The organism is Bradyrhizobium sp. S3.3.6, assembly GCF_040546905.1.
GTDB classification, from domain to species: Bacteria; Pseudomonadota; Alphaproteobacteria; order Rhizobiales; family Xanthobacteraceae; genus Bradyrhizobium; species Bradyrhizobium cytisi.
The window spans coordinates 206,174-215,462 of the sequence record NZ_JBEPOT010000013.1; the positions used below are offsets into that span (position 1 = coordinate 206,174).

Consider the following 9,289-nt stretch of genomic DNA (forward strand, 5'->3'; position numbering starts at 1 on the left):
CACCGCGAACCAAGGTCCCATCTTCCGGCTCATAAAGCCTTCCGATGAAGCCGAATGTCTGTACTCCCCGACCGACATCTTCGCGTGTGACCACGGCTGACGGCAGGTCTCCTGGCTCGCGGGTCGTGACCACTTCGTCGCCTTCCCGGGGACCGAGGACCCAGTGGCTTCTGACGAAGGATTCACCGCTTACAGTTGCGGGGGCAGCTACGGCATTGGGGACAATGTCCCCGCACCGCATTCCCTTTTCATCCCCTCTCGGGGAAACCGTCAAAGTCATCTAGGGTTACGATCAAGACAGAGTCAATGTACAAGCTGCGCCATTATTGCCGCAGCGACCAACTTCTTTGGAGATAAGCATGGAAGGCGAGACCTTCCTCTGGCTGATCCGGCATGCGCCGGTCGACGGCGTCAAAGGGACGATCCACGCCGCCGACGCGCCCGCCGATCTCGGCGACCGCGCGCAACTGGAGGCGCTACGGCAGCGCTTGCCGCAGGATGCCGCGAGCTATGCCAGCCCGTCGCGGCGTACGGTCGAGACTGCACGCGCGCTGGGGCTCGAGCCCGAATTGCTGGCCGAATTCGGCGAGCAGGATTTTGGCGGCTGGACCGGCCGGCGGCATGACGAGCTCGCAGCTGACGGAGGCCAGGCCTATGCGCAATTCTGGAGCGATCCGGCGCGCGGACGGCCGCCAGGCGGCGAGAGCTTTGAGGATCAGGTCGCGCGCGTCCGGCTGGGGCTAGCGCGGATCGGCACAGCTCACGCAACGCTCGTCGTGCATTCAGGCACCATCCGTGCCGCGCTCTGCCTCGCACTGGATCTGACGCCGCAAGCGGCGTTGCGCTTCGTGATCGATCCGCTGTCGCTGACCCGGATCGATCGGCTCGCGACCGGCTGGCGTGTCGTCTCGGTCAATCAGCGCGTGGCCTGATCAAACAGGCCGATCCGGCACGTTGGCCTGCGCGAACGTCGCCATGTCGTTGTGAAGGCTACATGCCGATCGCACCAGCGGCAGCGCGATCGCGGCGCCCGATCCCTCACCAAGCCTGAGATCGAGGCTGATCAGCGGCTGCACGTTCAGCGCGCGCAACACCAACCGATGCCCCTGCTCCGCCGATTGATGCGAGGCGAGCTGGAACGGCTGGCAAGACGGGTTCAGCCGCACCGCCGCGAGCGCAGCAACCGAAACGATAAAACCGTCGATCAGCACGGGAATGCGCGCCTGCGCAGCCGCGATGATTGCGCCGGAGATCGCCGCGATCTCGAGGCCGCCCACGGCGCACAGGATCTTTTCGGGCGCTGCGCCCGCAACGCCATGACGTGCGATCGCCGCATCGATCACGCGCGCCTTGTGCGCCCGGCCCGCCGCATCGACTCCGGTGCCCGTGCCCGCGATTTCCTCGGCGCTGATGCCGAGCAGGCTCGCGGCGATCGCCGCCGACGTCGTGGTGTTGCCGATGCCCATCTCGCCGAAGATCAGCAGATCGGGCTGATTGGCCTGCGCCCGCGCCACTGCGCGCTGGCCGGCCTCGAAGGCGAATGCCAGCTCGGCCGGCAAGAGTGCTGCGTCGATGCTGAAATCGCGGGTGCCAAAGCGCGGCTTGTCCGTGACGATATCAGGCATCGCCACTTCAGCCAGCGTTCCGGCATCGACGACCTCGAGGGTAGAGCCGAGCTCGCGCGCCAGCACCGAGATCGCGGCGCCGCCGGAGGCAAAATTCGCCATCATCGCGATGGTCACGGCCTGCGGATAGGCCGACACGCCCTGCGCGACGATGCCGTGATCGCCGGCGAAGATGACGATCGGCACGCGTGCGGCCCGAGGGCGTTCGGTCGCCTGCAAGGCGGCAAGCTCGATCGCAAGCTGCTCCAGCCGCCCCAGCGCGCCGGTCGGTTTTGTCAGTTGCGTCTGCCGCGCGATCGCGGCCTCGCGATGAGCGGCGGAGATCTCGGGGCATTTCCGGGTGACCCATTCGGGGAGCATGCTGCCTCGCTTACGGCCTGCGCTTGAGAATGTAACTGTCCATGATCCAGCCGTGCCGCTCGCGCGCGGCCTGCCGCGATGCGACGATGCGCGGGCCCACTTCGGCGAGCGCCCCGGACATGAGGATCTGATCGGCCATGCCGAGATAGGCGCCCCACCAGATGTGAAGCCCTTCGGGATCGAGCGACTGGAACGCCGTGCCGCCGTCGAGCATCACAACGACTGTATCGACGCCCACGGGCCAGCCGCCTTCGCGCAGGCGGCGTCCCGTCGTCACCAGAAACGGCTCGCCGATGTCGTTGAGCGGCAGTGCATGCGCCGCGCACAGCGCCTGGATCGACGTGATGCCGGGCACGACCTCTATATCAGGCAACGGATGGAGCCGCCGCGCGATGCGGAGCGAGGAATCGTACAGCGAGGGATCGCCCCAGATCAGCAGCGCGACCTTACCGTCACCGCCGGGATGATCGGCGATCGTCTGCGACCAGGTCGCGGCGACCGCGTCGTGCCAGTCGTCGACGCCCTTGCGATAATCGGCCTCGCCGGCGTCGCGCATCGGGAGATCGAACTCGGCGATACGCGTGGTGTCATTGGTGAGCACATCGGCGCAAATCGTCCGTCTGAGATCGGCAAGATCGGATTTTGCCGTCCCCTTGCGTGGGATTAGAACGAGATCGGCGGCATTTATTGCGCCAATCGCCGCACGCGTGAGCTGCCCGGGATCGCCGCAACCGATGCCGATCAGGGAGAGCGTCATCATGACGATCCGCCCTCCGCCAGCGCGCCGAACACGATCACAGCCGCCGTGGAAGCCGCACCGCCGCGCGCGAGCTGCTCGGCAAGCTCGGAAATGGTGGTGCGCACCAGCCGCTCGTCGGTACGGCCGAGGGACTCGGCGAATAGCGCCGGCGTATTCGGCGAAAGCCCGTGCTCGATCAATTTCGCGACCAACGCCGGAAAGGTGCGCCGGCCCATATAGACCACGGTCGTCGCATCAGGATCGGCCAGCGCGGCCCAGTTCAAATTCTGCGGCAGCTCGCCGGTGACATCGGCGCCGGTCACGAACTGCACCCGGCGCGAGGTGTGGCGACGGGTCAAGGGAATGCCGGCCTGCGCGGCGGCAACGCAAGCCGAAGTGACGCCGGGAACGATCTCGTAACCGATACCGGCCTCGCGCAGCGTCTCCAGCTCCTCCTCGAGCCGGCCAAAAATGCCGGCATCGCCCGATTTGAGCCGCACGACGCGCACGCCCGTGGCAGCGTAGTCGACCAGCAAGCGGTTGACGTGGTGTTGCTTGGTCGAGGGCCGCCCTGCGCGCTTCCCGACCGCGACGAGATTGGCGCCCGGGCGCGCCAGATCGAGGATCGCGCCCGAGGCAAGGTCGTCATAGAGCACGACGTCCGCCTCGCGCAGCCGCGCGGCGCCCTTAAGCGTGAGCAGCTCAGGATCGCCGGGCCCGGCGGAAATGAAGGTGACAAAGCCGCTCACCGATCCTCCGCAATTAGATGGAAGAACGTGCCGGTGGCGTGGCCGCGCCACGAGCCGGTTTCGGCGATGACCGCTCCGGTTGCGTCGTGCACGACTGCCAGCGGCGTATCGGGCTGGGCGACGATCGTCGAATAGTGGAATTCATGACCGCGCAGGCGCGCGCCAACCTGATGGCCCGGCATTGGCGCAGCGATCGCGGCGAGACGATAACCCAGATGCATGCGGCGCTTGGCAAAGCTCGTCTCCAGTCCGAGCAGGCCCGTCATCTCATGACTGATACCGTCGGCATCGGTCAAAGCAGTTCCCAGCACCATATACCCCCCGCATTCGCCGTGCACGGGTCGTGTCTCGGCGAAGGCGCGCAAGCCGCTGCGGAAGCGCGCATTGGCGGCGATCTTGCCGGCATGAAGCTCGGGGTAGCCGCCGGGCAGCCAGCACACGTCGGCGCTAGCGTCGGGCGCTTCATCCGCCAGCGGCGAGAACGTCGAGATCTCCGCACCCGCCGCGCGCCAGGCCTCCAGCATATGCGGATAGACGAAGGAGAAAGCGGCATCGCGGGCGAGTGCAATGCGCTGCCCCGGCGGCGTCACGTTCAGGCCGTTCGCCGCTGGTTGCACAGACCAGGCGGCCGCGGACCGCAGCACGGCATCGAGATCGACATGCTCTGAGACAAAGCGCGCGGCCTCGTCGATCAGCTTTCCGATCTCGGCCTGCTCCTCGGCCTGCACCAGGCCGAGATGCCGCTTCGGCAGGCTGATCTCGGCGTGACGCGGCAGCGCGCCGAACACGGCGATGCCGACGTCATTGAGCGCGCGACGCACGAGGTCTTCGTGACGGGGGCTCGCGACGCGGTTGAGCACCACGCCGGCGAGACGCACGCCGAGGCGATAGTCGCGCATGCCAGCGGCAATCGCCGCTGCCGTCTGCGCCTGTCCGGAGGGATCGATCACCAGCACCACCGGCCAGCCCAGCATCTCCGCGATGTCGGCGGTGGCGCCGGTGCCGGAGACGCCGCGCGCGGCGACGCCGTCGAATAGGCCCATCGAGCCCTCGGCGAGCACGATGTCGGCATCCGTGCCCCGGCCGACGAGATGCGCGATCGTGGCGCGGTCCATCGCCCAGCTGTCGATGTTGACGGAGGCGCGGCCTGTGGCGGCGGCATGGAAGGCGGGATCGATGTAGTCGGGCCCGCTCTTGAAGCACCGCACGTTCAGTCCGCGATTGCGCCAGGCACGCGCGAGCGCCAGTGTCAGCGTGGTCTTGCCGACGCCGGAGGCCGGCGCGGAGATGACGAGGCCGGCCGGCATCACGATGCCTCCGGAAAACGCGGCTCGGCACCAACGGGCCGGTAGCGGCGGTCATAGTCGGCGGCGTAAAGCCGGCTCTCGTCGAAATCCGCAGCGCCAATCGTCCTTCCGACCAGGATGAGTGCGGTGCGCTCCATCTCGGTAGCTGTGGCTGCATCGAGCGATGCGAGCGTGGCGCGGACGATGCGCTGGTCGGGCCAGCTCGCGCGCCAGACGATGGCGACCGGGCAGTCCGCGCCGTAATGCGGCGTCAGCTCGGCGATGACCTTGTCGAGCAGATGGATCGACAGGTGGATGGCGAGCACCGCGCCGGTCGCGGCGAATGCCGCAAGCTTCTCGCCCTCGGGCATCGCGCTGGCGCGGCCCGGCGTGCGCGTCAGCACCACCGTCTGGGCAAGGCCAGGCAACGTCAGCTCGGCCTCGAGCGCCGCCGCGGCCGCCGAGAACGACGGCACGCCGGGCGTGACGGTGAAAGGAATGCCGAGCGCGCGCAGGCGGCGAAGCTGCTCGCCCATCGCCGACCAGATCGAGAGGTCGCCGGAATGCAACCGCGCGACGTCCTTGCCATCCGCATGCGCGGCCGTGATCTCCGCGACGATCTCGTCGAGCGATAATGATGCGGTGTTGACGATGCGCGCACCGTTCGGGCAATGCGCCAGCACGCCCTCGGGCACCAGCGAGCCCGCATAGAGGCAGACCGGACTGGCCGCGATCAGGTCGCGCCCGCGCAGGGTGAGAAGATCGGCGGCGCCCGGCCCGGCGCCGATGAAGTGCACGGTCATGGGCCGTCTCCTTCCGCGATCGCCGCGGTCGCGGTGCGATCCTGCGAGACCGCGCGCGTTGCGATGAGCCGCGCGCCAGGGCCGGCCACGGCGAGCGCTGCCGCTTCGGCAACCGATCCAGTACCGAATTTTTCCGTGATGAGTTTTGACTGCGTCGGCGTCGCGATGCCGGCCAGCACTTCGGCGGCGACGGCCCTGATCGGAACGCCACACTCGCGCGCGAGCAGTTCCAATGCCTCTGCGTCAGCCTTGTCGCTGACTGTTGCCATAGCCGCGAGGCCATCGGACCCGCCGGCCGCCGCAAGCGCTTCGCGCAACGAAGCCAGCGTCACATCCTTCTTGAATCCGAGCCCGGCGACCTTCATCGGACTGTGCTCCACTGCACCACCGGCCGCGTCGCCTCCCAGGACCGGTAGCGGCCGAGCGGAGCGGCATGCGCAATCTCGACCCGCATCAGCTCGCCGCCGTGGCGCTGGTGCAATTCGCCGAGCAGCGCTTCCGTCTCCAGCGTCACCGCATGGGCGACCAGCCGCGCACCGGGCGCGAGGCGCGACCAGACGGCATCGAACATCGCACGATCAAGACCGCCGCCGACGAAGACGGCGTCAGGTGCTCCCAGCGCCGCGAGTGCTTCCGGCGCCTGTCCCGCGACCACGGTGATCCGATGCGCCAATCCGAATGCCGCCGCATTGCTGCGGATGTTCTCGGCGCGATCCTCGCGCGCCTCGATGGCTGTCGAGGTCCCGCCGCACAGCGCCCATTCGACCGAGATCGAGCCCGATCCGGCGCCAACGTCCCACAGCCGCTCGCCGGGACGCGGCGCCAGCGCCGAGAGCGCGAGCGCGCGCACCGGTCGTTTGGTGATCTGGCCGTCATGGACAAAGAGATCGTCCGACAATCCCGAGCCGCGAGGAATGCCCTGTCCTCCCCACGCCTGCACCGCCAGCGCAAGCAGATTGCCGGCAATATTCTCGGCAAAGAGATCAGCGCGGTGCTGGTCGATGCTTTCGCCTGGGCCGCCAAGCGCAACGAGAGTCCACACGAGTGAGGCGCCCCATCCGCGTTGCGTCAGCCACTTCGCGAGATCGCGGGCCGCCTTGCCATCGCGCACGAGACAAATGATGCGCGCACCTCGCGCCAGATGCGGCACGAGACGCTCAAACGGCGCGGCGTGGAGACCAAGACAGGCGGTTGCTTCCAGACGCCAACCCAGCCGTGCCGCCGCCAGCGAGAAGGTTGACGGCGCCGGATGTGCGATCCACTCATCCCCGTCGAGCTTCTCGGCCAGGCTCGCGCCGGCGCCGTGCCAGAACGGATCGCCGGAGGCAAGCACCACTGTCGGTCGACCGCGTCGACTCAGCACCACATCCCCGTCGAACGGCACAGGCCACGGGCGGCCGCGCCCGCTCACGCCTGCAAGCGCGAGATGACGCTCGCCGCCGAACACGGTTTCTGCCTTGGCTAGCGCCTTTCGGCTTGCATCGGACAGCCCGGCAAGGCCATCTTCGCCGATACCGATGATGGTCAGCCAGGGATCAGCCATGATGCGCGCCCTTATATTGGGCGGAATTGCCGATGCGAGCCTGCTTGCCGCGGAGATCGCACGCGCAGGGATCGATGCCGTGTATTCCTATGGCGGCCGCACCCGCGCGCCCGCCGATCAGCCGCTGCCGACCCGCAGCGGCGGCTTTGGCGGCGCGGGCGGGCTTGCCGATACCATCAGGCGCGAAGGCATCACGCACGTGATCGATGCGACGCATCCCTTCGCGGTCGGGATGAGCCGCAATGCCGTTGAAGCGTGCGCGGAAACCGGCACGCCGTTGATTGCGCTCGAACGCGCACCGTGGGACAATGTGCCAGGCGACAATTGGATCGAGGTCGCGGACGTCGACGCTGCCGTCGCCGCGCTGCCGGAATCGCCGGCAAAAGTGTTCCTCGCCATCGGCCGCCAGCACATCGCGCCGTTCGCGGCGCGGCCCCAGCACGCCTACACGCTGCGCTTCGTCGATCCGCCCGAAGCGCCCCCGCCCTTTGCTGCCGATGTGATCGTATCGCGTGGACCGTTCACCCTTGATGGCGAGCTGAAGATGATGCGCATGCGCGGCATAAATTGGATTGTGGCGCGCAATTCCGGCGGCGATGGCGCGCGCGCCAAGATCGATGCCGCCCGCAGGCTCGGCCTGCCCGTGATCATGATCTCGCGACCACAACTGCCCGAACGGCTGCGGGTGGAGAGCGTCACTGAAGTGATGCAATGGCTCGGTCATCGGACCTGCCTCGGCGCATAGACCCAGCGGCCGACCCGGCGCGTCTGCGAATTTCCGACGATGACGAGCGTGCGCATGTCGGCCATCTCTGATGTCGCATCGTTCAGCGTCACGGTCACGATCTTCTCGTCAGGTGCGCTGATCGCGCGCGCGAAGATCACGAGGCGCTCGCCGCAGCCGGCACCTTTCAAAACCGCGAGAGCGCGGCCAAATCCGTCCGGCCGGCTCGCCGAGCGGGGATTGTACAGCGCAATCGAAAAATCCGCTTCCGCGGCCAGCCTCAGCCGCTTCTCGATCACCGCCCAGGGCTTGAGATTGTCGGAGAGATTGATCGCGCAGAAATCGTGGCCGAGCGGCGCACCCGCGCGCGCGGCGGCGGCCAGCATCGCGGTGATGCCCGGCAGCACGCGGATCGGCAGATCCTGATATTGCGGCGCCCGTTCGAGCGCCTCGAAGACGGCCGAGGCCATCGCAAACACGCCGGGGTCGCCGGAGGAGACGACGACGACCTGTCCGCCTTCGGCAGCCAGACGCAACGCTTCGCGCGCGCGCTGCAGCTCTTCACGGTTGTCGGACGGATGCAGGGTGAGACCGGGACGCGGCGCGACGCGCGCGACATAGGGAGCATAGCCCAGAATATCGGTCGCGGCGGCGAGCGCGGCGGACACCTCCGGCGTCACCAGTGCATCATTGCCCGGCCCGAGGCCCGCGATGGTCAGCGTGCCCGTCATTCGGCGGCGTCCGGATGCCGGCCCTTGCCGTGCACGAGCACGATCGCAAAGTAAGGACAGTCAGCGGTGTCGATCTCGGCGAGCCGCACGACGCGCTCGCCCGGCATGGTGCCGCGCTCGACCAGCCAGGCGTCATCCAGACGGCCGGCGGATTCGAGCGCACGGCGCACCTTTGCGAGATTGCGGCCGGTCTTCATGATGACGAGCGCATCGGAATCGCGCATGCGGCGTTCGAGTTCGGCTTCAGTCAGCGTGCCCATCAGCACCGTCGTCACGTCGTCGCCGAGCGCGATCGGCTGACCAACGCCGTTCCAGCAGCCGACCATGCCGGGAATGCCGGCGATCACCTCGATCGCGACGCGGCCTTGCAGGCGCGTGTACAGATGCATGAAGGAGCCGTAGAAATAAGGATCGCCCTCGCACAGCACGACGACATCGACGGCGCGCGCCAGCCGCGCCAGGCGCTCGGCCCATTCGTCGTAGAAGCCGGCCAGCAGCTGGACATAGTCCGGGCTGTCGAAAGCGATCTCGGTCGTAACCGGATACTCCATGGGATATTCAGTGACGCCGCTTCCGAGCATACCCTCGACGATGCGCCGCGCCTGGCCGGGCCGGCCCTTCTTGCGGAAATAGGCGACATGCTTCGCGCCGCGCACGGTCCGATCGGCGCGCACGCTCATCATGTCAGGGTCGCCGGGGCCGAGACCGCAGCAGACGATGCGTCCCATC

Annotated in this window: 11 protein-coding genes and 1 riboswitch; of the genes, 2 read left to right on the forward strand and 9 right to left on the reverse strand. The window is 67.8% G+C overall.

Annotation, left to right across the window (positions count from 1 at the left end):
* Positions 1-84: 84 nt before the first annotated feature.
* A riboswitch (cobalamin riboswitch) is annotated at positions 85-287 on the reverse strand.
* 72 nt (positions 288-359) lie between these two features.
* Entirely contained in the window at positions 360-932 is a 573-nt protein-coding gene (locus ABID59_RS30500; protein WP_354085820.1) for a histidine phosphatase family protein, read from the forward strand.
* Here the strand turns inward: ABID59_RS30500 and cobT are convergent, their stop codons facing one another.
* From cobT to cbiE, 7 genes are read right to left on the reverse strand one after another with little or no spacing between them, the layout of a single operon-like run.
* The gene (cobT, locus tag ABID59_RS30505; RefSeq protein WP_354085821.1) at positions 933-1,985 is read right to left on the reverse strand and encodes a nicotinate-nucleotide--dimethylbenzimidazole phosphoribosyltransferase; all 1,053 of its coding nucleotides are present in this window, start codon (positions 1,983-1,985) and stop codon (positions 933-935) included.
* Between the two features lie 10 nt (positions 1,986-1,995).
* Positions 1,996-2,745 (reverse strand): precorrin-6A synthase (deacetylating), encoded by a 750-nt coding sequence (gene cobF / locus ABID59_RS30510; RefSeq protein ID WP_354032014.1) that lies wholly within the window; start codon positions 2,743-2,745, stop codon positions 1,996-1,998.
* Positions 2,742-3,473, reverse strand: coding sequence for a uroporphyrinogen-III C-methyltransferase (gene cobA / locus ABID59_RS30515; RefSeq protein WP_148755500.1), 732 nt, complete (start codon positions 3,471-3,473; stop codon positions 2,742-2,744). Before cobA ends, cobF begins: the two co-directional genes overlap by 4 nt.
* The gene (locus ABID59_RS30520) at positions 3,470-4,780 is read right to left on the reverse strand and encodes a cobyrinic acid a,c-diamide synthase CobB (protein ID WP_354085822.1); all 1,311 of its coding nucleotides are present in this window, start codon (positions 4,778-4,780) and stop codon (positions 3,470-3,472) included. The genes cobA and ABID59_RS30520 overlap by 4 nt, the downstream gene beginning before the upstream one ends.
* The gene (gene cobM / locus ABID59_RS30525; RefSeq protein WP_148755502.1) at positions 4,780-5,562 is read right to left on the reverse strand and encodes a precorrin-4 C(11)-methyltransferase; all 783 of its coding nucleotides are present in this window, start codon (positions 5,560-5,562) and stop codon (positions 4,780-4,782) included. Before cobM ends, ABID59_RS30520 begins: the two co-directional genes overlap by 1 nt.
* Positions 5,559-5,927 (reverse strand): cobalamin biosynthesis protein, encoded by a 369-nt coding sequence (locus tag ABID59_RS30530; protein WP_354085823.1) that lies wholly within the window; start codon positions 5,925-5,927, stop codon positions 5,559-5,561. The genes cobM and ABID59_RS30530 overlap by 4 nt, the downstream gene beginning before the upstream one ends.
* Entirely contained in the window at positions 5,924-7,105 is a 1,182-nt protein-coding gene (gene cbiE, locus ABID59_RS30535) for a precorrin-6y C5,15-methyltransferase (decarboxylating) subunit CbiE (RefSeq protein WP_354085824.1), read from the reverse strand. The genes ABID59_RS30530 and cbiE overlap by 4 nt, the downstream gene beginning before the upstream one ends.
* Between cbiE and ABID59_RS30540 the strand changes: the two genes are divergently transcribed.
* Entirely contained in the window at positions 7,104-7,850 is a 747-nt protein-coding gene (locus tag ABID59_RS30540) for a cobalt-precorrin-6A reductase (protein WP_354085825.1), read from the forward strand. The genes cbiE and ABID59_RS30540 overlap by 2 nt on opposite strands.
* Here the strand turns inward: ABID59_RS30540 and cobJ are convergent.
* Positions 7,826-8,560 (reverse strand): precorrin-3B C(17)-methyltransferase, encoded by a 735-nt coding sequence (gene cobJ / locus ABID59_RS30545; RefSeq protein ID WP_354085826.1) that lies wholly within the window; start codon positions 8,558-8,560, stop codon positions 7,826-7,828. The two genes, ABID59_RS30540 and cobJ, sit on opposite strands and share 25 nt — an antisense overlap.
* Entirely contained in the window at positions 8,557-9,288 is a 732-nt protein-coding gene (locus ABID59_RS30550) for a precorrin-2 C(20)-methyltransferase (protein WP_354085827.1), read from the reverse strand. The genes cobJ and ABID59_RS30550 overlap by 4 nt, the downstream gene beginning before the upstream one ends.
* Position 9,289 lies beyond the last annotated feature (1 nt).

What these genes read in the sequence shown, in the direction of transcription:
- ABID59_RS30540 (WP_354085825.1), top strand. Translation starts at nt 7,104, where the DNA reads ATGATGCGCGCCCTTATATTGGGCGGAATTGCCGATGCGAGCCTGCTT.
- ABID59_RS30520 (WP_354085822.1), bottom strand. Translation starts at nt 4,780, where the DNA reads ATGCCGGCCGGCCTCGTCATCTCCGCGCCGGCCTCCGGCGTCGGCAAG.
- cbiE (WP_354085824.1), bottom strand. Translation starts at nt 7,105, where the DNA reads ATGGCTGATCCCTGGCTGACCATCATCGGTATCGGCGAAGATGGCCTT.
- ABID59_RS30500 (WP_354085820.1), top strand. Translation starts at nt 360, where the DNA reads ATGGAAGGCGAGACCTTCCTCTGGCTGATCCGGCATGCGCCGGTCGAC.
- cobM (WP_148755502.1), bottom strand. Translation starts at nt 5,562, where the DNA reads ATGACCGTGCACTTCATCGGCGCCGGGCCGGGCGCCGCCGATCTTCTC.
- cobF (WP_354032014.1), bottom strand. Translation starts at nt 2,745, where the DNA reads ATGATGACGCTCTCCCTGATCGGCATCGGTTGCGGCGATCCCGGGCAG.
- ABID59_RS30530 (WP_354085823.1), bottom strand. Translation starts at nt 5,927, where the DNA reads ATGAAGGTCGCCGGGCTCGGATTCAAGAAGGATGTGACGCTGGCTTCG.
- cobJ (WP_354085826.1), bottom strand. Translation starts at nt 8,560, where the DNA reads ATGACGGGCACGCTGACCATCGCGGGCCTCGGGCCGGGCAATGATGCA.
- ABID59_RS30550 (WP_354085827.1), bottom strand. Translation starts at nt 9,288, where the DNA reads ATGGGACGCATCGTCTGCTGCGGTCTCGGCCCCGGCGACCCTGACATG.
- cobT (WP_354085821.1), bottom strand. Translation starts at nt 1,985, where the DNA reads ATGCTCCCCGAATGGGTCACCCGGAAATGCCCCGAGATCTCCGCCGCT.